Raw genomic sequence first — 21,414 nt, 5'->3', positions numbered from 1 at the left:
CGCATGACCTTCGCAGTCCACGGTCTCCCGGTCGCCCGTGGCATTGCCATCGGCCGCGCGGTGCTGGTCGTGTCCAGCCGCATCGACGTGGCGCACTACTTCATCAAGCCCGAAGAGATCGAGACCGAGATCGACCGTGTGCGCACCGCGCGCAACGCGGTGGCCGACGAGCTCACCAAGCTGCAGGCCAGCGTGGCGCAGATGGGCCCGAACGACGCGCCGCACGAGCTTGCGGCGCTGCTCGAGGTGCACCAGATGCTGCTGCAGGACGACGTGCTCAGCGGCGGCGTGAAGCACTGGATCAGCGAGCGGCTGTACAACGCCGAATGGGCGCTGACCACGCAGCTCGAGATCATCGCGCGCCAGTTCGACGAGATGGAGGACCCGTACCTGCGCGAGCGCAAGGCGGACCTCGAACAGGTGGTCGAGCGCATGCTGCATCGCATGAAGGGCACGGCCGCCGTGCTCGCGCCGAGCCCGCCGCGGCGCAAGCGCGCCGCCGCCCATCACGACCACGACGACGAAGACGACGACCCCACCGCGGGCGACGGCTTCGACGTGCCGCTGGTACTCATCGCGCACGACCTCTCGCCGGCCGACATGCTGCAGTTCAAGAAGAGCGTGTTCGCGGGCTTCGTCACCGACGTGGGCGGGCGCACCTCGCACACCGCCATCGTCGCGCGCAGCATGGACATCCCGGCCATCGTCGGCGCGCGCTCCGCGAGCCAGCTGGTGCGCCAGGACGACTGGGTGATCATCGACGGCGAGGCCGGCGTGATGATCGTCGACCCGTCGCCGATCATCCTGGCCGAGTACGGCTTCAAGCAGCGCCAGGGCGACCTCGAGCGCGGCCGGCTCGCGCGGCTGCGCCACAAGCCGGCCGTCACGCTCGACGGCCAGCGCGTCGACCTGCTGGCCAACATCGAGATGCCCGAGGACACGGCCGGCGCCGTCAAGGCCGGCGCCGTGGGCGTGGGCCTCTTTCGCAGCGAATTTCTCTTCATGGGCCGCGAGAACTCGGCGCGCCAGACGCGCCTGCCCGACGAGGAAGAGCAGTACCAGGCCTACAAGCGCGCGGTCGAGGGCATGCAGGGCATGCCCGTCACCATCCGCACCATCGACGTGGGCGCCGACAAGCCGCTGGACGGTAAATCGGGCAGCAAACAGGAGCACCTGAACCCCGCGCTCGGCCTGCGTGCCATCCGCTGGAGTCTGGCCGATCCGGCGATGTTCCTCACGCAGCTGCGCGCCATCCTGCGCGCGGCGGCGCATGGCGAGATCCACCTGCTCATTCCGATGCTCGCGCACGCCAGCGAGATCCGCCAGACGCTGTCGCTGATCGACTTCGCGCGCGCCGAACTCGACAACCGCGGCGCCGTGTACGGCCCGGTCAAGCTCGGCGCCATGATCGAGATCCCGGCCGCCGCGCTCACGCTCAAGACCTTCCTGAAGCACTTCGACTTCCTCTCGATCGGCACCAACGACCTGATCCAGTACACGCTGGCCATCGACCGCGCCGACGAGGCCGTCGCCCACCTGTACGACCCCGCGCACCCCGCGGTGCTCAAGCTCGTGGCCGACACCATCACCGAGTGCCGCCGCCAGGGCAAGGGCGTGTCGGTGTGCGGCGAGATGGCCGGTGACGTCGCCTTCACGCGCCTGCTGCTGGGCCTGGGCCTGCGCAGCTTCTCCATGCACCCCTCGCGCATCCTGGCCGTGAAGCAGGAAGTGCTGCGCGCCGACACCGGCAAGCTCGAGCCCTGGGCGCAGGGCGTGCTCGACGCGGACGATCCCGCGGCCGCACTCGCGGGCTGAGCCCGTAACCCCGCCCTTCGCGGTGGGACGCAAGCACCAGGAACACCACGGAACCGGCTTTGCCGGGCCGTCGGTGTTGCCCCCGGTAGGGGGTTGGCGAAGCGACACGAAGTGCGCGCAGCCTGGGGCCGAGCCAATCCTGGTGAAACAAACCGAAATACGGCGATACGGGGGTGAAAGGACTCTCGGGGCATCGACGCGCACCATCAGGTCTCCTCTTCCAACCCCTGAAAGAAAGGCCTGCATCATGATCGTCAAGTCGTCCTTCTCCCTCGCGCAGCTCGTTGCTGTCGGTTCCTTCGCCATGCTCGCCGCCGCCGGCGCCAAGGCTGAAAGCTACGAGGGCGTCCACGCGCCCGTGTCGGCCATGAGCCGCGCCGATGTCAACGCTGAAGCCGTGCGCGCCGCCGCCGCCCCCGACCAGAACGTCGTGCGCGGTTCGCGCGGCCCCGAGACCGTGGCCGTGTCGACCGACCGCGCCCGCGTCATCGCCGAAGCCGTGCGCACCGCCGCCGCCCCCGACCAGAACGTGACCTCCGGTTCGCGCGTGAACAGCAAGGTCATCTCGACGATGCAGAACCCCGTCGACGCGCGTGCCGCCGCCGCGCGCGACAGCGGCAACCGTCTCTGAGCCGACGATGCGGCGCCCCGGGCGGCGCCGCCGTCGCCTCGTCCATCACTGAAGCAGCCCCGCGCAGGGGCGCATGAAGGAGCACCCCCATGAAGCACTGGATCAAACGCACCCTGTTCGGATTCGCCGGCCTGGCCGTCGTCGCCGGCAGCATCGCCGGCTGTGCCGGCCACCGCCACGGCTGGGGCGGCGACAGCGCCGAGTTCCGCGCCAAGATGGTCGAGCGTGTCGGCAGCAAGCTCGAACTCGACGCCGCGCAGAAGCAGAAGCTCACCGTGCTCGCCGAGAAGCTGCAGGCGCAGCGCCAGGCGATGCGCGGTGCGGGCGGCTCGGGCGATCCGCGCTCGCAGTTCAAGGCCCTGTTCGCGGGCAACACGCTCGACCAGGCCGGCGCCGCACGCCTGATCGAAGAGAAGACTGCCGTGGTGCGCACCGGCAGCCCGGAGGTCATCGCCGCCGCGGCCGATTTCTTCGACCACCTGAACCCGGCGCAACAGCAGAAGGTGCGCGACTTCATGGACCGCGGTGGCCGCCGCTGGAACCGTCATGGCTGAAATCGGCTCGCCCCCGGGCTGGGCGCGCTTCGTGTCGCTGCATCGACCCGCTCTGCGGGCGCCGCAGCACCACGTCGCCTCCGTGGTGTCCCGCGAACCCGAAGCACCGGCCATGGACGGCGTGCGCACCGTGCTGCGCTTCGAAGGCGCGGTGGTGCTCGCGGTGGCGCTGGTCGGCTATGCCCAGTTCGGCATGGGCTGGGGCGTGTTCGCGCTCTGGCTGTTCGCACCCGACCTTTCGCTGCTCGGCTACCTCGCGGGGCCGCGTGTCGGCGCGGCGCTGTACAACGCCGCGCACGCGCTGATCGGGCCGGTGCTGCTGCTGGCGCTGGGCGTGTTCGCGGCGCAGCCGTGGGCGGTGGCCGGCGGCCTGATCTGGCTGGCCCGCGTCGGGCTCGACCATGCGCTGGGCTTCGGCCTGAAGTACGCGACCGGTTTTGCGTCCACCCACCTCGGCCGCATCGGCCGCGCCGATCCGTGGTGAGTGCCGTGGCCCGTTCGCGTCCTTCGACGCGCCCCGCGCTCGCGCGCACCGTGATGCTGGGCGAGGCGCTCACGCTCGCCGTCGCGTCGGCGGTGCACGGCGGCTGGCTCGTGGCCGGCCACGCGCATCCGCAGGCGCGCACCGCCGAGGCCGTGATCGCCACCGTGCTGGTGCTCGCGGCGCTCGAAACCTGGCGCCGCCCCGCGCATGCCCGCACGGCGGCGATCGCCGGACAGGGCTTTGCCCTGCTGGGCACGCTGGTCGGCCTGGGCACCATCGTCGCGGGCATCGGCCCGCGCACGGTGCCCGACGTGGTCTATCACGTGCTCTTGCTCGCCGGCCTCGCCGCCGGCCTGGTCTGGACGGTGCGATGCCGGCCGGATTGATTGCAAGCCTTGCCATTCGCGCTCTCTTTGCCAGGAGGCACAATCCCGCCATGCCGCGCATCCTGCTGATCGACGACGACGAACACCTCGCCGCGCCGCTGACCACCTACTTCGCACGTTTCGGCTGCACGCTCGACAGCGCCAAGCGCCCGAGCGAAGGCATTGCCAAGCTGCGTGCGGGGCACTACGACGCGGCCATCCTCGACGTCATGCTGCCCGAGATGGACGGCTTCGAACTGTGCCGCGAGATCCGCAAGGAAAGCGACATCCCCATCGTGATGCTCACCGCGCGCGGCGAGGTCATGGACCGCGTGGTCGGCCTCGAACTCGGCGCCGACGACTACGTGCCCAAGCCCTTCGAGCCGCGCGAACTGGTGGCGCGCGTGCAGACCATCCTGCGCCGCCAGCGCAGCGCGCCGGCAGCGGCCGCCGCCAACGCGCAGCTGCGCGTGTTCGACGGGCTCTCGATCGACCTCGACCGGCGCCAGGTGCTGCGCCACGGCGAGCGCGTGGAACTCACCGGCACCGAGTTCGACCTGCTCGCGCTGCTGGCCGGCGAGCCCGGCAAGGTGTTCAGCCGCGACGACATCCTGAACCGGCTGCGCGGCCACGAGGCCGAGCTCTTCACGCGCGCGGTCGACATCGTGGTGAGCCGGCTGCGCAAGAAGCTCGAGCCGCTCGACTGCATCAAGACGCTGCGCAACGCCGGCTACGCGTTGGCCGTGGCGCCGGGCGAGCCGTCTTCATGAGATTTCCCCGCAGGCGCGCAGGCGCCGTGCCCGCCGACAACGAAGGCCTGTGCCCCGGCAAGGAGCGCCGCCGGCACTGGCACGCGCGCATGCACGCGCACATGCAGCAGCGCTGGCGCAGCTCGGTGCGCGTGCGCATCGTGATGATGTTCGTGGTGCTCGCGCTCGTGATGGCGGCAGTGTTCGTGGGCGGCATGAAGCGGTCGTTCTCCAGCACCTGGGCCGAGGCCGCGCAGCCGATGCTGATGGACTACGCCGACCGCCTCGTCGCCGAACTCGGCACGCCGCCCGACACGGTGCGCGCGCAGGCGCTGGTCGACCGGCTGCCGATCACGATCCGCATCACCGGGCCCAGCGTGAATTGGGAGTCGAACCCCGGAAACGACATGCACGCGCGCGGCGGCTGGTTCTACGACCGCGACCGCGAGGAGTCGATGTTCTCCACCGAGCGCTGGTTCGTGCGCCCCACGGCCGACGGGCACAAGGTCATCTTCGGCTGGGCGCCCCGGCTGTGGCAGCTCGCGCCGCGCGCGGCGGGCTGGACCACGCTGTGCGTGCTGCTGCTGCTCGTGGTGGTGGCCTACGCACTGGTGAGCCGGCTGCTGCGTCCGCTGATCGACATCCGCGAGGGCGCGCAGCGCTTCGGCCGCGGCGAGTTCACGCAGCCCATTCCGATCCGCCGCAACGACGACCTGGGCGACCTCGCGCAGCGCGTCAACACCATGGCCAGCGACATCCAGGCCATGCTCGATGCCAAGCGCGGCCTGCTGCTGGCGCTGAGCCACGAGCTGCGCTCGCCGCTCACGCGCGCTCGCCTCAACGCCGAGCTGCTGCCCGCCACGCCCGAAGGCGAGGCCGAGCGCGAGGCACTGCTGCGCGACCTCAACGAGATGCGCGACTTGATCAGCGACCTGCTCGAAAGCGAACGCCTCGCGAGCCCGCATGCCGCGTTGCAGCGCGAGCCGGTAGACCTGGCTGCGCTGGTGCGCGAGATCGTGGCCGAGATGCCCGGCGCGCAAGCGGTGCAGCTCGACCTCGCGGACGGCCTGGCGCCGCAGCCCGTCGACCGCATGCGCGTGCGCCTGATGGTGCGCAACCTGCTGGACAACGCGCTGCGCTACAGCGCCGGCGCACCGCAGCCGCCGACCGTGAGCTTGCGCGCGCCGGCCGACGGCGGTGCCGAGCTGGAGGTGCGCGACTTCGGCCCCGGCGTGGACGACGCGCAGCTCGAACGCCTGACCGAGCCCTTCTACCGCACCGACGGCGCGCGGGCGCGCGCCACCGGCGGTGTCGGCCTCGGCATGTACCTGTGCCGGCTCATCGCCGAAGCCCACGGCGGCCGGCTCACGGTGCGCAACGCGCACCCGGGCCTGCAGATCAGCGTGCGGTTCGGCTGAGGCGCGTGGAGGCTGCCGCTTCGGCAGACCATCCGCCGCCGAGCGCGTGGTACAGCGCCACGCTGGCTTGCAAGCGCGCCTGCAGCAACTGGGCACGCGCGTCCTGCGCGGCGAACAGCGTGCGCTGCGCATCGAGCAGCGTGAGCAGCGTCTCGGCGCCCGCGCGGTAGCGCGACTCGGCGAGCGTGCGCGCGCGTTCGGCCTGCGCCAGTTCTTCGTCTTGTGCCACGCGCTGCGTGTCGAGCGCGGCCACGGCCTCGAGTGCGGTCAGTGCATCCGTGAAGGCGGCCACCGTGGCGGCGCGGTAGTTCGCGAGCAGTTCCTCGCGCCGCGCAGCCGACAGGTCACGCGCCGCTGCCCGCCGACCGCCGTCGAAGATCGGCGCCGCGAGCGCCGCCGCCAGGCTGTACACCGGGTGGTCGAACAGCGTGCCGAAGCGCGGGCCCGCGGCCGCGAGGCCGGCACTCAGCGTGAGTGTCGGGAACATCGCCGCGCGCGCCGCGGCCACGTCCGCATCGGCCGCGGCCAGTGCGGCTTCGGCGCGTGCGATGTCGGGCCGGCGCGCGAGCAGGTCGGCCGGCAGGCCCGCCTCGACCGACGGCAGCGCGAGCTGCTGCAGGCTGGCGACGGCGATCGGCACTTCGCTGCCCGCCTGGCCGAGCCAGCGTGCCATGCGGACGTCCGCCGCGCGCGACTGCTGCCGCAGCGTGGCGGCCGTGCGCCGCTGCGACGCGACGATGCCGCGTTGCTGTGCGAGTTCGAGCGGCGAGGCCGCGCCCGCGCGCGCACGGGCCTCGACCAGCTGCAGCAGCCGTTCGGCATCGTCCAGGCTGCGCCGCGCGATGGCCGTGCGCTCGCGCAGGCCCAGCGCGTCGAGCCAGGCCGCGCCCGCGCCCGCGCGCAGTGCGAGGCGCACCGCGTCGCGGTCGAAGGCGCTGGCGCGTCGCGAGGCGCCGGCGCTGTCGCGCTGTGCGCGCAGGCGGCCCCACAGGTCGACCTCGTAACGCGCATCGAGCCCGAGCGCGCGCCGGTTGCCGCTCACGTTCGCATCGCCGCCGAGCCGGCCTTGGCGCTGCACATCGGCGGTGGCCGACAGCTCGGGCCAGGCCGAGGCGCCAGTGATGCGCTCCTGCGCTTCGGCCTGGCGCAGACGAGCTTCGGCGGCATCGCCGTCGGGGTTGCCGGCATCGACTGCGGCGACGAAGGCCGGCAGCTCGGTGCTGCCGAAGCCGCTCCACCACGGGTCTGCGACGGGGGCTGCGGTGGCGGGCGCATCGGCCGATGGCGTCGCGCAGCCCGCGAGCAGCAGCGCCGCCAGGGCCAGCGCGGCGGGAGAGAAGAAAAGGCGCGTCATGGCAGTCGTCATTCGGAAGACAGGGCCGCGACCGGGTCGAGCGCGGCGGCCTTGCGGGCCGGCATGAAGCCGAACACCAGGCCGGTGAGCACGGCGCAGCCGAAGGCGCCCGCGATGGCCGTGAGGGAAAAGATCACCGGCACGCTCCACACGATGAGCGCGGCGCCCACGAGCAGCCCGCCCGCCACGCCCGCGACGCCGCCGGTCACCGTGACCAGCACCGCCTCGACCAGGAACTGCCGCAGGATGTCGCGCTGGCGTGCGCCGGTGGCCATGCGGATGCCGATCTCGCGCGTGCGTTCGCGCACGGTCATGAGCATCACATTCATCACGCCGATGCCGCCGACCACCAGCGACACCGCCGCGATCAGCCCGAGCATCACGGTCATGGTGCGCTGGGTCTGCGCGCGCGCCTTGATCGACTCGGTCTGGTTGAACACCTGCACGTCGCGCACGTGGCGCTGCGCGGCCAGCACCTCGACGATCTCGGCCGCCGTCTCCGAGGCCTTGTCGACGTCGTGCACGGCCACCGCCACCCAGGTCGGGTGGTTGCTGCCGTACAGCCGCGCGGCGGCGGTGGAGAAGGGCACGATCACGCGCTCGTCCTCGCTGGCCTGGCCGCCGCCCGCGCCCTTGGCGGCGAGCACGCCCAGCACGTCGAAGGGCACGTTGTCCAAGAGGATGCGCTGGCCCACGGGGTCGGTGCCGTCGGCGAACAGCGCGGCCTGCACGCGCTCGCCGATCACCGCGACCTTGGCCAGGCCCTGCTCGTCGCTCTCGTCGAAGAAGATGCCGCGCGCGGTCGGCCACTTCAGCGCCTGCTCGAAATCGGTGGTGGCGCCGCCGCCCTCGGTGCGGTGGTCCACGTTGCCGCGCCGCGCGACCACGAAGCCCTCGATGTACGGCATGGCCACGCGCACGTTGGGCAGGCGGCGGATGGTGTCGACATCGGCCAGCGTGAGCTTGCCGCCGCGCCCGCGCGCGCTGTCGGGAATGGCGGCCACGTACATCTTGTCGGCGCCGAACAGCGAGATCTGCTTCATCACCGCCTCCTGCGAGCCGGTGCCGACCGCGAGCATCACGATGACCGAGGCCACGCCGATCACGATGCCCAGCAGCGTGAGGCCGGTGCGAAAGCGGTGGATCCACATCACGCGCCACGCTGCGCGCAGCGCCTCGTGCAGCTCGGAGAGCAGGGCGCGCGGGGTGTCGGCGGCGTCGGCTGTGTGCGTGGGCGAGGGCAGCGGAAGTGGCTCTGGTGGCGCTTCGACGGGCGCGCGCCCGCTGTCCGACACGATGCAGCCGTCGCGGATCTCGATCACGCGGCGCGCGCGCTGCGCCACCTCGCGGTCGTGCGTGATGAGGATCACGGTGTGGCCGGCGGCGGCCATCTCGTCGAGCAGTGCCATCACCTCTTCGCCGCTGCGCGAGTCGAGCGCGCCGGTGGGCTCGTCGGCCAGCACGATGCGCCCGCCGTTCATGAGCGCGCGCGCGATCGACACGCGCTGCTGCTGGCCGCCCGAGAGCTGGTGCGGCCGGTGGCCCAGCCGCTCGCCCAGGCCCAGGCGCGTGAGCAGCCCGCGTGCGCGCGAGGCGCGCTCGGTGGGCGCCGCGCCGGCGTAGATGGCGGGCATCTCGACGTTCTCCTGCGCCGACTCGGTCGAGATCAGGTGGTAGCCCTGGAACACGAAGCCGAAGGCCTCGCGCCGCAATCGCGCGAGCGCGTCGGCGTCCATGCCGGCCACGTCCTGGCCGGCGAACAGGTAGCGCCCGCCGGTCGGCCGGTCGAGGCAGCCCAGCAGGTTCATCAGCGTCGACTTGCCCGAGCCCGAGCTGCCGACGATGGCGACGAACTCGCCCGCATGCAGCTCGAGCGTGATGCCGCGCAGCACCTCGACGGCCGGCGCGCCGTCGTGGCCGCCGTAGGACTTGCGCAGGTCGTGCAGCGCGATCAGCGGGGGCGTCTTCGTCTCGGCCGCACTCACAGCTGGAACTTCCGCGTGCCGCCACCGGCCGCGCGCTCGCCGGTGATGAGGCGCTCGCCTTCCGCCAAGCCTTCGAGCACCTCGCCCGAGAGCCGGTCGCGCACGCCGATGCGCACCTCGCGCGGCGCGGGTTGGCCGTCGGGGCCGAGCACGCGCGCGGTGAAGCGCCCGCTCTGGCCCTTCACGGCCGTGAGCGCGGGCAGCGGCGCCACCACCACGTTGCGCGCCGAGGCGGCGACGAAGCTCACCTGCGCGGTCATCTGCGGCATGAGCTCGCCGTCGGCGTTGTCGACGTCGAACAGCACCGTGTAGAGCACGACCTTGCTGGCGGCGGGCGCCTGCGGCGCGTCGCCGCCGCTCTTGCCCGCGGGCACGGGCGGCGAGGGCAGCACCTGGCGCACCGTGCCTTCCCAGCGGCGGCGGTCGGCGCCGAGCGTGGTGAAGTACACGGCCATGTCGCGCTTCACACGGCGCACGTCGGCTTCCGAGACCTCGGTCCACACGGTCATGCTCGACAGGTCGGCCACGCGCAGGATGTCGGGCGTCTGGTAGGTGGCGTTGAGCGTCTGGCCCTCGCGCGCCTGCACCGAGACCACGCTGCCGGCCATCGGCGCGTAGATGCGCGTGTAGCCCAGGCGGGCCTCGTCGGCCTTCAGCGTGGCCTGGGTCTGGGCGATCTGGGCTTCGAGGTGCGCGATCTTCGCGGCGGCCGAGGCCAGCGTGGCTTCGGCGGTCTGCACGTCTTCGGCGCGCGTGGCGCCTTCGGCGGCCATCTGCTGCTGGCGTGCGAACTGCTGGCGTGCCAGGCGGTGCTGCGCGTGCTGGTCGGCCAGTTGCGCGCGCAGGCCCGCGAGCGAGGCGCGGCCGGCGTCCACGGTGGCCTGCTGCACGCTGGGGTCGATCTCCACCATCAGCTGGCCCTTCTTCACCGGGTCGCCGGGCTGCACGTGCAGCCGCAGGATCTGGCCCGACACCTGCGCGCCCACGTCCACATAACGGCGCGGCTGCAGCGTGCCGATGGCGGTCACGCTGCTTTCGATGTCGCCACGGCGCAGCACGGCGGTTTCCCAGCCGGGGTCGCGCGGGCTCGCCCAGACATAGGCCACGGCAACGGCGGCCAGGGCCAGCGCCGCGAAGGCGGCGATGCGCAGGCGTGTGCCGGCGCGCGAACGGGAAGCGGGCGCCGTCACCGGGCGTCCCTGCAGAAGAAAGCGAGGGTCATGCTGCTAAGACGTGCGAGGCGCGGAAACGGGTAGCCCGCGCGGTGCCTCATGCGGAATGAGACGTTTCGGGGGACAGGACAAACTTTACAAATCTATAATGAGAATAACTCTCAATTGCGTCGCTGCCCGCGATGCCCCTTCACACCATGTCCCATCCGGAAGTCCGGCAGCTGTACGTCGACCACCAGGGCTGGCTGCGCAGCTGGTTGCTGGGCCGCCTGCGCTGCGGCTTCACCGCGGCCGATCTCACGCACGACACCTTTCTCAACCTCATCGAGCTGCCGCAACAGCCGGTGCTGCGCCAGCCGCGCGCCTTCCTGCAGGTGGTGGCCAGCCGGTTGATGATCAACCGCTTTCGCCGCATGCAGGTCGAGGCCGAGGTGCTGCGCACCGTGGCGCTGATGGCTGAGGACGCCTGCGCGCCCAGCGCCGAGGACAAGGCCTGCGCGCGCGAACTGCTGGGCCAGGTGCTCGCATTGCTGGCGACCGAGCTCGACGTGAAGAGCCGCACCGCCTTCCTGATGGCGCGCGTCGAAGGCCGCTCGTACCGCGAGATCGCGGCCGAACTGGGCGTGTCCGAGACGCGCGTGAAGCAGTACCTCGCGAAGGTGCTGGCGCATTGCCACGGCCGCATGGCCGCGGCCGTGCCCGAAGCGGAAAGCGCCGACGCCCCGGCCCATGCCTGACGCGGCCGCCGAGCGCCTGCGCGAGGAGGCGGCGCTGTGGGCCGTGACCCTCGCCGACGACAGCGTGGACGACGCCACGCGCGCCGCCTGCGCGGCGTGGTGCGCGCTCGACGAACGCCATGCGCGGCTGCTGGCCGAGATGCGCCGCATGTGGGAGTCGGTCACGCCCGACACCCCCGCGCCGCAACCTGCGCGCCGTGGCCTCTCGCGCCAGGCGCTGGGCGCGCTCGTGCTGCTGCCCTGCCTGCTCGTGGCGGGCGCCGCGATGCCGTGGCAGGCCTGGCTGGCGGATGAACGCACCGGCGCCGGCGAGATCCGCCACCTCACGCTCGAGGACGGCAGCCGCGTCGCGCTGAACAGCGACTCGGCCATCGACATCGATTTCTCCGGCAGCGTGCGCCGGGTGCAGCTGCTGCGCGGCGAGGTCTTCGTCGAGGTCGCGCACGGCGACAAGCCTTTTGCCGTGGTCGACCGCGACGGCAGCGCGCAGGCGCTGGGCACGCGCTACGCCGTGCGGCGCGAGGCGAGCGACACGCTCGTCACCGTCACCGAATCGCGCGTGCGCGTGCAGCCGCTGGACGGCGGCGACGACCGCTGGGTCGACGTGCAGGCGGGGCAGCAGGTGCGCTTCGATCGCCGCGGCGTCACCACCGACACCGTGCCCGCCGCGCCCGGCGGCCTGGCCTGGCCGCAGGGCCGGCTGGTGTTCGACGACGCACCGGTGGCCGAGGTGCTGCGCCAGCTCGGCCGGCACCGGCCCGGGCTGCTGCTGGCCGACGACGAGGCCCTGGGCGCGCTGCGCTTCACCGGCGTGCTGCCGATCCAGCAAAGCGACGCCGCGCTCGCGCTGCTCGCCAGCGCGCTGCCGAGCTTGCGCGTGTCGACGCTGTCGCCGTGGCTGGTGCGGGTGACCACCACGGCGTCGCCGTGACCGGGCGGGCGAACTTTTTCCGCGCGCGCCGCTACCCGTTTCCCGTGCCCGCTTGTCATAGGTGGTGAAAAGAGATTCACCACACCATGACAGGACCCGCAGACCCGACCGAGACCGCGCAGCGCTGGCATCGCCTGCGCCGTGCCTTCGCGCTGGCGAGCCTGGTGCTGCTTGCCGTGCCGGCCGCCGCGCAAACGCCCGCTGCCGATGCGGCCTTCGAGTGGCACCAGCCCGCGCAGCCGCTGAGCAGCGCACTGACCGCGCTCGCCGTGCGCACGGGGCTGCTGCTCGGCGTCGATGCCGAGGTGGTGCGCGGCAAGCGCGCGCCCGCGCTGCAGGGCCGCTACACGGCGCGCGAGGCGCTGCTGCAGCTGCTCGAAGGCAGCGGCCTCGAAGCGGTGCGTGGCGCTTCGGGCGGCTACGCGCTGCGCGTCGCGGCGCAGCGCACACCGGGCCCGAAGCCGCAGGCCGAAGCGCCCGCAGCAGGCGGTGCGCTCAGCGAAGTCACGGTCACCGGCGGGCGCGACACCGGCACCGTCACCGAAGGCACCGGCTCCTACACCACCGACGGCGCGATCGGCACCGCGACGCGGCTCGAACTCAGCTTGCGCGAGACGCCGCAGTCGGTCAGCGTGCTCACGCGCGACCGCCTCGACGACCAGGGCCTGGGCCAGATCAGCGACGTGCTGCGCCAGGCGCCCGGCCTGAGCTTCGTGCAAAGCGGCAACGCCGGCACCGACGCCAACGCCGTCTATTCGCGCGGCTTCGAGGTCGAGAACTACCAGGTCGACGGCATCCCGCAGGCCGGCACCTGGCTGCTGCAGACCGGTGACCTGGCCTTCTACGACCGCGTCGAGGTGGTGCGCGGCGCCACCGGTCTGCTCAACGGTGTGGGCACGCCGGCGGCCACCGTCAACCTCGTGCGCAAGCGCCCCGGCAACGCGCTGCAGGCCAGCGCCTCGTTCAGCGCGGGCACCTGGAATCGGCAGCGCGCCGAGCTCGACATCGGCGGGCCCGTCACCGCCGACGGCCGCGTGCGCGCGCGCGTGGTCGCGGCCGTGCAGGACGGCGATTCATGGATCGAGCGCCACCATGAAAAGAAGCGCCTGTTCTACGGCATCGTCGAAGCCGACCTCGCGCGCAGCACACGCCTGAGCGCCGGCTTCGAGCTGCAGCGGCACGACAACGACGGCGTGGCGCGTGCCGGCCTGCCGCTGCATTTCAGCGACGGGAGCGAGGCCAGCTACGGCCGCTCGCGCAGCGCCGCCGCGCGCTGGGCCCACTCGTACCAGGACCAGCGCCAGTATTTCGCCGCGCTCGACCACCGCTTCGACAACGGCTGGGCCGTGCACGCCGCCTTCAACCGCTCGCGCCGCGCCTACGACGACGTCATCGGCTACGCGCTGCGCGGCTACATGGACCGCGCGACCGGTGCGGGGCTCGGCCTGTGGACGAACCGCTGGAACGCGGTGCCGGTGCAGAACGCATTCGACCTGTACGCCAGCGGCCCCTTTGAACTCTTCGGCCGGCGCCATGAGCTGGTGCTGGGCTACAACGCCTCGCGCACGCACAGCGACGCGCCGCTGTACGCGGGCTGGAACGTGGCGGGCTTCGATCCGTGGATCGCGAACTTCAACAGCTGGACCGGCGACCTGCCGGCCCAGCCGCACCAGCCCGTGACCGGCCGCCAGGAAACGGCCACGCGCCAGTCGGGCGCCTATGCCACGGTGCGGCTGCGGCCGACCGACGCGCTCTCGGTGATCGTCGGCGCACGCGCGAGCGACTGGAAGGACGTGACGCGCACCGTCCCCCTGCAGCGCGCCGCCACCCTCACCACGCGCAGCGAGAAGGGCGTCGTCACGCCGTACGCGGGCGTGGTGGTCGACCTCGACAAGCACTGGTCGGCCTACGCCAGCTACACCAGCATCTTCAAGCCGCAGGCCAGCAAGGACCGCAGCGGCACCTACCTCGACCCGCTCGAGGGGCACGCCTACGAAGCGGGCGTGAAGGGCGCGTTCCACAACGACCGCCTCAACCTCAGCGCCGCCGTGTTCCAGGTGAAGCAGGACAACCTCGCCGTGCGCCTGGACAACGAGTTCGCGCCCGACGGCTCGGCCGCCTACCGCGCCGCCAAGGGCACGACCACGCGCGGCTACGAATTTGAAATTGCCGGCGAGCTGCTGCCCGGCTGGCAGGTTGGCGGCGGCTTTGCGCACAGCGTGGCCCGCGACGCGGCCGGCCAGCGCCTGAACACGCAGGTGCCGAAGAACCTGCTGAAGCTCTTCACCAGCTACCGCATCGCCGGCATCGGCAACGGCCTCACGGTGGGCGGCGGCCTGAACTGGCAGAGCGACACCTACAGCACCGGCCTTGGTCCCTCGGGCCATGCGCGCTTCACGCAGCAGGCCTACACCACGCTCGACCTCATGGCGCGCTACCCGATCAACAAGCACCTCGCCGTGTCGGTGGCGCTGAACAACGTCTTCGACACGCGCTACCGCACCAGCACCAGCAGCAGCTTCTACGGCGCCCCGCGTCACCTGCTCGTGACCTTGCGCGGCACCTACTGACGCACCGCGTTTTTTCTCCGCAGCCAGGTCGCTGCCGGTCCCTTCGCGGCCGGGTGCGTCGCTAGCCATCTCCTGCCAACGGGCGTTGCCGATCTCACGGGTCGGGCCGCCCCCTTTCTTCATGCCATGAACCAGCATTCGTTTTCACGCGCCCGCTTCCGGCGGTCTCCCGTGGCCCTCGTCGCCCTGCTCCTGTGCGGCGCAGCCGGCGCGCAACAACAGCCCGCCGCCAGCGGCGCGGCGCTGTCCGAGGTCACCGTCTCGGGCGACCGCAGCGGCCGCACCGAGGGCAGCCGCTCCTACACCGCCGAGCAGGCCTCCACCGCGACGCGCATGGACCTGTCGATCCGCGAGACGCCGCAGTCGGTGACCGTGATCACGCGCGAGCGCATGGACGACCTGGGCAGCGCCCGCATCGACGACGTGCTGGGCCAGACCACCGGCATCATGGTCGGGCAGGCCGACAGCGAGCGCGTGAACTACTCGGCGCGCGGTTTCTCGATCAACAACTTCCAGATCGACGGCATGCCGCGCGGCCCGAATTCGCCGCTGTCCGACACCGTGCTGTACGACCGCATCGAGGTCATCCGCGGCGCCACCGGCCTCATGGGCGGCACGGGCGACCCGTCGGCCACCATCAACTCGGTGCGCAAGCGCCCCACGCGCGAGTTCCAGGGCAGCGCCTCGCTCACCTACGGGCGCTGGAACCACAAGCGCGCCGAGGTCGACCTGTCGGTGCCGCTCACGGCCGACGGCCGCATCCGCGCGCGCACCGCGCTGGCCTGGCAGGACCGCGACTCGCACATGGACATGTACCACGAGCGAAAAACCGTGGGCATGGTGATCGTCGAGGCCGACCTCACGCGCTCCACCTTGCTCACCGCCGGCATCGACTTCCAGGACAACAAGCCCACGGGCGCGACCTGGGGCGCCATTCCGTACTGGAACCACGACGGTTCGCTCGCCAACCTGCCGCGCAACACCAGCCTGAGCACGCCCTGGAGCACCTGGGCCAACAAGCAGCACACGACCTTCGTCTCGCTGCAGCACCGCTTCGACAACGACTGGAAGGTGCACCTGGGCTATGCGCGCACCACCAGCGCCAACAACACCACCGTGGCCTACGGCGGCGCCGGCTACCCCAACCGCTTCACGGGCCAGGGCATGTCGCTGTGGACCGGCAACTACGGCGAAGGCAAGTACGTCAACGACAACTTCGACCTCTATGCCACCGGCCCCTTCAACCTGTTCGGGCGGCGTCACACCTTCATCGCCGGATGGAACGGCGGCAACCAGACCTACACGTCGCCGGGCGGCCGCTCGATCGTGCCGTATTCGGCGTCGATTCCCGACTACCGCACGTGGACCGGCAACATCCCGCGCCCGATCTTCCTGGCCGACGGCTCCAAGACCGTGGGCTTCACGCAGCTCAACGGCGGCTACGTGGCGGGTCGCTTCAGCCTCACCGACCCGCTGAGCGTGATCGTCGGCGCGCGCGTGAGCAACTACCGCAGCTACACGCACGCCTACAACACGGCGCTGCAGTACACGCGCACCACGGGCAAGTCGGAGTCGAAGGACGAGGTCACGCCGTATGTCGGCGCGGTCTATGACCTGGACAAGCAGCACTCGCTGTATGCGAGCTACACCACACTGTTCCGTCCGCAGACCTCGAAGGACCGCAACGACCAGTACCTCACGCCCGAGACCGGCACCAGCGCCGAACTGGGCCTGAAGGGCGAGTACTTTGGCGGCGCGCTCAATGCGTCGGCCGCCGTGTTCCAGGTCAAGAAGAAGAACCTGGCCGAGCTCGACCGCAGCGTGCCCGCGGGCTTTCGGCTGCCCGACGGCGGTCAGGCCTACGTGGCCAGCGGCGACGGCGTGACGGCGCGCGGCCTCGAGTTCGACGTGTCGGGCCAGATCACGCCCGACTGGAACGTGGCCGCCGGCTACACGTACCTCGATGCCAAGACCGCCAAGGGCGCGCGTGCCGTGCCCAACCAGCCCAAGCACCTGCTGCGCCTGTCGACCGCCTACCGCTTCAGTGGCGCCTGGCGCGGCCTGAAGGTCGGCGGCGACATGACGGCGCAAAGCGGCATCTACGGCGAGTCGTGGTATGGGCAGCCGCCGCTGTTCAGCATGAAGGACCCGCTGCCGCGCATCTCGCAGAAGGCGTACGCGGTCTTCAGCCTCATGGCCAGCTACGAGATCAACAAGAACGTCACGGCGCAACTGAACATCCGCAACGTCTTCGACAAGAAGTACTACCGCAACGTGGGCTTCTACGACAGCGTGTTCTGGGGCGAGCCGCGCAACGTGAGCCTGACCCTGCGCGCCAAGTTCTGAACAAGCCGTCTTCCATTCCGTCTCAACCATGCCATCCATCAACCTAGGAGCATCGACCATGAAGAAACCCCTGTTCTCCCTTGCCACCCTCGCGGCGGCCGCGTTCGTTTTCTCGGGCGCCGCGCACGCCCACTTCGTCTGGCTCGAGCCCGCCGCGGGCGGCGAGGCCAAGGCCTACTTCGGCGAATGGGCCGACGACCTGCGCGAGACCGAGTCCGGCCACCTGAAGCTGGTCAGCGCGCCGCGCGGCATCGCCGCCGACGGCAAGCAGACGCCGGCCACGCGCCATGCCGACCACTTCGTGGTCAAGGCCGACGCCAGCGGCGACGCGCGGCTCGTGGGCGCCTACGTCAGCGACAAGGGCGTGGCGAGCCTCTACCAGGCGCGCACCGGCCGCACCGAAACCGTCGCGCGCCACACGCTCGAGCTCGTGCCGCAGGCCGCCAACAGCAACAGCTTCACGCTGCTGCTGGCGGGCAAGCCGCTGCCCAAGGCCGAGGTGGTCGTGTTCGGCCCGCCCAAGTGGGAGAAGAAGTTCACCACCGACGACGCCGGCAAGGTCACGCTGCAGACGCCCTGGCCCGGCCAGTACGTGGTCGAGGTGAACCACACCGACAAGGACGGCAAGGGCACCTGGGACGGCAAGCCCTACACGCAGACGCGCCACGTCGCCACGCTGAGCTTCGTCGTCCGGTGAGGGCGGGGCTTCCGGCGCGGGGGTGCTGCCCATGAGCACCTTCGCGCTGGTGTGCGCCCTGTTCGCGTCGGCGCTCGGCGGCTTCGTCACGCTGAGCCTGGCGATGGACCGGCATTACGAAGACGCCCACGGGCGCGGCCGCACGCCGGGGCCGTCGCGGCCCTGGCAGCAGCTGGGCGGCGCGGCGCTGCTGGGGCTGTCGCTGGTCGCCGCGCTGCGGCTGCGCGGGCCGGCCATGGGCTGGGTGCTGTGGCTGGGCGCCCTCACGGCCGCCGCGCTCGTGGTGGTCGGCCTCGTGAGCTACCGGCCCGGCTGGGCGCGGCGCGTCGGCGCCGTGGCCTCGGTGCTGGGCGTCGCCACGGCGGCGGCGTACGGGCTGCTCCTGCTTCCATAGCAGGGTGCCCGGAGGGCGCGCGCGGGCTGTCGCCTGCGCTACGCGCGGGGTCTTGGCCCGCGACTACGATGCGGCTGCGTCGCCGATGCCCGGCACATTCACCCATCAAGGAGACACCATGAGCAGCGCCCTCACCAACCACCAGGTCCGTCTTGCCAAGCGCCCCGAGGGCACGGCCACGCGCGAGCACTGGCGCTTCAGCACCGAGCCCGTGGCCCAGCCCGACGAGGGCGGCGTGCTGGTCAAGACGCTGTCGCTGTCGCTCGACCCCGCCATGCGCGGCTGGCTCAACGACGCCAAGAGCTACATCCCGCCCGTGGCCATCGACGAGGTGATGCGCGCCGGCGGCATCGGCCGCGTGGTGGCCTCGAAGAACCCGCAGTTCGCCGTGGGCGACACCGTGTACGGCACGCTCGGCGTGCAGGAATACATGCTGATCCCGCAGGACCAGATCAAGCGCAACGGCCTCGTGAAGGTCGACCTGCGCGTGGGCACCATCACCCAGTGGCTCAACGTGCTGGGCATGCCCGGCATGACCGGCTACTTCGGCCTGATGGACGTGGGCATGCCCCAGGCAGGCGAAACCGTCGTCGTCTCGGGCGCGGCCGGCGCCGTGGGCCAGACCGTGGGCCAGCTGGCCAAGATCAAGGGCTGCCGCGTGGTCGGCATCGCCGGCGGCGCCGCCAAGTGCGACTGGGTGGTCAAGGAGCTGGGCTTCGACGCCTGCATCGACTACAAGGCCGGCGCGGGCGCGGTGCGCGAGGGCCTGAAGACCCACTGCCCGAAGGGCGTGGACATCTACTTCGACAACGTCGGCGGCGACATCCTGGACGCCGTGCTGGCACGCCTGGCGCGCAAGGCCCGCGTGATCATCTGCGGCGCCATCAGCCAGTACAACAACGCCAACAGCATGCCGGCCGCCGGCCCGAAGAACTACCTGAGCCTGCTGGTGAACCGCGCGCGCATGGAAGGCATCGTGGTGTTCGACTACGCCGACCGCTACCCGATCGCGATCGCCGAGATGGCCGGTTACCTGAAGGACGGCCGCATGAAGAGCAAGGAAGACATCGTGAAGGGCCTCGACACCTTCCCCGAGTCGCTGAACAAGCTGTTCGCGGGGGAGAACTTCGGCAAGCTGGTGCTGCAGGTCGCCGAGGAGTAACAAGAGAAGGGGCGCCGCGGCGCCCGGAACCTCAATCGTCGGTGGGCCGCATCGGAATGTCGCCCATCGCATCGTCCTCGCGCAGCCCGCGTGCGGCCTTCAGCAGTTCGATCGAGAGGCCGTCGCCGTGGCCTGCGAAGCCCTGGGCGATGCCTTCGAGCACGGTCGACAGGTTGGTGTCGCCGTCGGTGCGGGCGTCCATGCTGATGTTCAGGACCCGCGCCGCCATCTGCCGGTAGGTGACGGCGCCCGCGCCCTCCAGCGCGGCCACCAGGTCGAGGTACAGCGCCAGGTTCATGTCGAACACCAGCTTGGGCGTGATCTCGAAATCCTCGGTCTTGTTGTTCTTCTGATCCATGGGGGTGACTCCTTTTTCCTGAGCCTCCACTCTAGCCACAAAAAACGACAAGCTCTGTCGGGCATCGCCCTGATTTGTCTCATTTCGCACGCGTGCCCATCACCGCGGCCGAGATGATCAGCGCCGCCGCCAGCGCGATGCTGGCCGTGAGCGCGCGGCCGGTCACGGCCAGCAGCAGCGCGGTGGAGGCCAGCGGCGTGAGGTAGCTCAGGATGCCGATCTGCCGCGCGTCGCCGCGCTTGAGCGCCATGTCCCACACGAAGAAGGCCGCGCCCAGCGGGCCCAGGCCGCACAGCGCGACCAGCAGCCCGTCTTTCGCCGACAGCGCCACCGACGGCTCCAGCAGCGCATGGCAGGCCAGCGAGAGCGCACCCGACACCAGCCCGAACAGGCCGATGGCCGAGGTCGGGAAGGGAGTGACGCGCTGGGTCCACAGCGAGTAGCTGGCCCAGATGAAGGCCGAGCCGGCCGCCGGCAGGAAGCCCCAGTACGTGGCGGGCGCGCCCGGAAGCACCGCACTGCCGCCGCGCGCGCCGAGGATCGCGATGGCCGCGCCCGCGAAGCCCAGCAGCGCCGCCACCACGTGCAGCGGGCGCAGCGACACGCCCGGCAGCAGCACCGGCGCCAGCACCACCATCAGCAGCGGCCAGAGGTAGTTCACGAGGTTGGCCTCGACCGGCGGTGCATGCCGCAGCGCGATGAACAGCAGAAAGTGAAAGCCGAAGAGCCCGTACACCCCGAGCGCCAGCGTGCGCGGCGGCACGCGCCAGGCGCGGCGGTCGCGCAGCACCAGCGGCCAGCTCGGCACGCTGCCGACGATCAGCGCCAGCCCCGTCAGCAGGAAGGGCGGCAGGTGCGACAGCGCGGTGCCGAGGGTGGCGAGCGTGGCCCACAGCGCAATGGCGAGCAGGGCGTAGAAGGTGGCGGGCATGGACGCCGAGGCTACGCGCCGCGTTCGTCGCGGCCCGACGGTGCGTCGTCGCGCAACGACGGTGTCAGCGGCGCAGCGCGGCCGTGAGCGCCGACGGCGACCGGTAGCCCGTGCGGCGTGCCGTCTCGGCCACGCTCAGGCCTTCGAGCCGCAGCTCGCGCGCATGGGCCAGCCGCAGCGTGCGCAGCCAGAGCATCGCGCTCTGGCCTTGTTCCTCGCGGCAGCGCTGCGCGAACTGGCTGGGGCTCAGGCAGGCGACCTCGGCCAGGTCGGCCACGCCCAGCGGCCGGTGCCAGTTCGCCTGCGCCCAGGCCGCGAGGGCCGGCCAGTCGATGCGGCGGCGGCGCGTGTCCGCGACCGAAGGGGCGGCGCCCCAGGCCTCGAGCAGCAGCGCCGGGCCGTGCTGCAGGGCGAGGGCCGCGTGCTGCGGCTGCTGCAGGCAGTGCGCGAGGTAGCGGGCCAGCGCATGCAGCCGGGGCGCATCGGCCGGCGGCTGTTCGACGCAGCGCGCCCACGGGGCATGCGGCGTGTCGAGCACGAGGCAGACGCTGCCACCGCGCCGGGCCTCGAAGTCGTGCCGGTCGCCGGGCGCGACCACCTGGGCCTGGCCCGTGCCGATGCCCGAGCCGCGGCCTTCGACTTCGATCTCGAGCACGCCGTCGAGCCCGAGCAGCACCTGGAAGTGGTCGTGCGCGTGGCTGCCGCGAGATTGCGTGTAGTCGCGCAGCGAGAGGACGGGGGCGGAGGTGTTCATGACGCGG

At 71.6% G+C, this 21,414-nt stretch carries 20 protein-coding genes; 14 read left to right on the top strand and 6 right to left on the bottom strand.

Annotated elements, in window-relative coordinates; genetic code table 11:
- The first annotated feature begins 3 nt into the window (after positions 1 to 3).
- The 7 genes from ptsP to AC3WQR_RS23415 all read left to right on the top strand — a co-directional run bounded on the left by ptsP (position 4) and on the right by AC3WQR_RS23415 (position 6,016).
- Positions 4 to 1,815 carry a phosphoenolpyruvate--protein phosphotransferase gene (gene ptsP, locus AC3WQR_RS23445; RefSeq protein ID WP_492687402.1) on the top strand — a complete coding sequence of 604 codons (1,812 nt, stop codon included), beginning with the start codon at positions 4 to 6 and terminating at the stop codon, positions 1,813 to 1,815.
- A gap of 247 nt (positions 1,816 to 2,062) precedes the next feature.
- The gene (locus AC3WQR_RS23440) at positions 2,063 to 2,446 is read left to right on the top strand and encodes a hypothetical protein (protein WP_062478905.1); all 384 of its coding nucleotides are present in this window, start codon (positions 2,063 to 2,065) and stop codon (positions 2,444 to 2,446) included.
- Positions 2,447 to 2,535: 89 nt separating this feature from the next.
- Positions 2,536 to 3,000: a Spy/CpxP family protein refolding chaperone gene (locus AC3WQR_RS23435; protein WP_159279625.1), complete on the top strand. Its 465-nt coding sequence runs from the start codon at positions 2,536 to 2,538 to the stop codon at positions 2,998 to 3,000.
- The gene (locus tag AC3WQR_RS23430; RefSeq protein WP_095747040.1) at positions 2,993 to 3,484 is read left to right on the top strand and encodes a DUF4260 domain-containing protein; all 492 of its coding nucleotides are present in this window, start codon (positions 2,993 to 2,995) and stop codon (positions 3,482 to 3,484) included. Before AC3WQR_RS23435 ends, AC3WQR_RS23430 begins: the two co-directional genes overlap by 8 nt.
- Positions 3,485 to 3,489: 5 nt before the next feature.
- On the top strand, positions 3,490 to 3,870 hold the full coding sequence (locus AC3WQR_RS23425; RefSeq protein ID WP_492743982.1) for a hypothetical protein: 381 nt from the start codon (positions 3,490 to 3,492) through the stop codon (positions 3,868 to 3,870).
- A 50-nt stretch (positions 3,871 to 3,920) separates the two neighbouring features.
- Positions 3,921 to 4,619, top strand: a complete 699-nt coding sequence (locus AC3WQR_RS23420) for a response regulator transcription factor (RefSeq protein WP_062478915.1) — start codon at positions 3,921 to 3,923, stop codon at positions 4,617 to 4,619.
- Positions 4,616 to 6,016, top strand: a complete 1,401-nt coding sequence (locus AC3WQR_RS23415) for a sensor histidine kinase (RefSeq protein WP_095950133.1) — start codon at positions 4,616 to 4,618, stop codon at positions 6,014 to 6,016. The genes AC3WQR_RS23420 and AC3WQR_RS23415 overlap by 4 nt, the downstream gene beginning before the upstream one ends.
- Here AC3WQR_RS23415 and AC3WQR_RS23410 read toward each other — a convergent pair.
- The 3 genes from AC3WQR_RS23410 to AC3WQR_RS23400 are packed head-to-tail and all read right to left on the bottom strand — an operon-like array spanning position 5,997 to position 10,545.
- The gene (locus AC3WQR_RS23410) at positions 5,997 to 7,370 is read right to left on the bottom strand and encodes an efflux transporter outer membrane subunit (RefSeq protein ID WP_492743980.1); all 1,374 of its coding nucleotides are present in this window, start codon (positions 7,368 to 7,370) and stop codon (positions 5,997 to 5,999) included. The genes AC3WQR_RS23415 and AC3WQR_RS23410 overlap by 20 nt on opposite strands.
- 8 nt (positions 7,371 to 7,378) lie before the next feature.
- Positions 7,379 to 9,355: a MacB family efflux pump subunit gene (locus AC3WQR_RS23405; protein ID WP_492743979.1), complete on the bottom strand. Its 1,977-nt coding sequence runs from the start codon at positions 9,353 to 9,355 to the stop codon at positions 7,379 to 7,381.
- Entirely contained in the window at positions 9,352 to 10,545 is a 1,194-nt protein-coding gene (locus tag AC3WQR_RS23400; RefSeq protein WP_492743978.1) for an efflux RND transporter periplasmic adaptor subunit, read from the bottom strand. The genes AC3WQR_RS23405 and AC3WQR_RS23400 overlap by 4 nt, the downstream gene beginning before the upstream one ends.
- Before the next feature lie 179 nt (positions 10,546 to 10,724).
- On the opposite strand from AC3WQR_RS23400, the gene AC3WQR_RS23395 reads away from it, so the two are divergent.
- The 7 genes from AC3WQR_RS23395 to AC3WQR_RS23365 all read left to right on the top strand — a co-directional run bounded on the left by AC3WQR_RS23395 (position 10,725) and on the right by AC3WQR_RS23365 (position 19,364).
- Complete coding sequence (locus tag AC3WQR_RS23395) at positions 10,725 to 11,264, top strand: sigma-70 family RNA polymerase sigma factor (RefSeq protein ID WP_174250314.1); 540 nt, start codon at positions 10,725 to 10,727, stop codon at positions 11,262 to 11,264.
- A complete protein-coding gene (locus AC3WQR_RS23390) occupies positions 11,257 to 12,195 on the top strand; it encodes a FecR family protein (protein ID WP_492743976.1) in 939 nt (312 codons plus the stop codon). Before AC3WQR_RS23395 ends, AC3WQR_RS23390 begins: the two co-directional genes overlap by 8 nt.
- Positions 12,196 to 12,281: 86 nt before the next feature.
- Positions 12,282 to 14,765 (top strand): TonB-dependent siderophore receptor, encoded by a 2,484-nt coding sequence (locus tag AC3WQR_RS23385; protein WP_492743974.1) that lies wholly within the window; start codon positions 12,282 to 12,284, stop codon positions 14,763 to 14,765.
- Between the two features lie 171 nt (positions 14,766 to 14,936).
- On the top strand, positions 14,937 to 17,111 hold the full coding sequence (locus AC3WQR_RS23380; protein WP_492743972.1) for a TonB-dependent siderophore receptor: 2,175 nt from the start codon (positions 14,937 to 14,939) through the stop codon (positions 17,109 to 17,111).
- Between the two features lie 58 nt (positions 17,112 to 17,169).
- The gene (locus AC3WQR_RS23375; protein ID WP_492743970.1) at positions 17,170 to 17,808 is read left to right on the top strand and encodes a DUF4198 domain-containing protein; all 639 of its coding nucleotides are present in this window, start codon (positions 17,170 to 17,172) and stop codon (positions 17,806 to 17,808) included.
- Positions 17,809 to 17,839: 31 nt separating this feature from the next.
- Positions 17,840 to 18,202 (top strand): DUF3325 domain-containing protein, encoded by a 363-nt coding sequence (locus AC3WQR_RS23370; RefSeq protein ID WP_447747628.1) that lies wholly within the window; start codon positions 17,840 to 17,842, stop codon positions 18,200 to 18,202.
- A gap of 118 nt (positions 18,203 to 18,320) precedes the next feature.
- The gene (locus AC3WQR_RS23365) at positions 18,321 to 19,364 is read left to right on the top strand and encodes an NADP-dependent oxidoreductase (protein ID WP_369645443.1); all 1,044 of its coding nucleotides are present in this window, start codon (positions 18,321 to 18,323) and stop codon (positions 19,362 to 19,364) included.
- A gap of 31 nt (positions 19,365 to 19,395) precedes the next feature.
- Here the strand turns inward: AC3WQR_RS23365 and AC3WQR_RS23360 are convergent, their stop codons facing one another.
- From AC3WQR_RS23360 to AC3WQR_RS23350, 3 genes are all read right to left on the bottom strand, one after another.
- Positions 19,396 to 19,722, bottom strand: coding sequence for a hypothetical protein (locus tag AC3WQR_RS23360; protein ID WP_062482731.1), 327 nt, complete (start codon positions 19,720 to 19,722; stop codon positions 19,396 to 19,398).
- A gap of 79 nt (positions 19,723 to 19,801) precedes the next feature.
- A complete protein-coding gene (locus tag AC3WQR_RS23355) occupies positions 19,802 to 20,653 on the bottom strand; it encodes a DMT family transporter (protein ID WP_492743967.1) in 852 nt (283 codons plus the stop codon).
- Between the two features lie 64 nt (positions 20,654 to 20,717).
- Positions 20,718 to 21,407: a helix-turn-helix domain-containing protein gene (locus AC3WQR_RS23350; RefSeq protein ID WP_492743965.1), complete on the bottom strand. Its 690-nt coding sequence runs from the start codon at positions 21,405 to 21,407 to the stop codon at positions 20,718 to 20,720.
- Positions 21,408 to 21,414: the final 7 nt, after the last annotated feature.

It is taken from the genome of Variovorax sp. FW305-3-2-15-B-LB1, from assembly GCF_058787635.1.
Note: the sequence above shows the minus strand (reverse complement) of the source record. Positions and strands in the feature narration are given on the sequence as shown.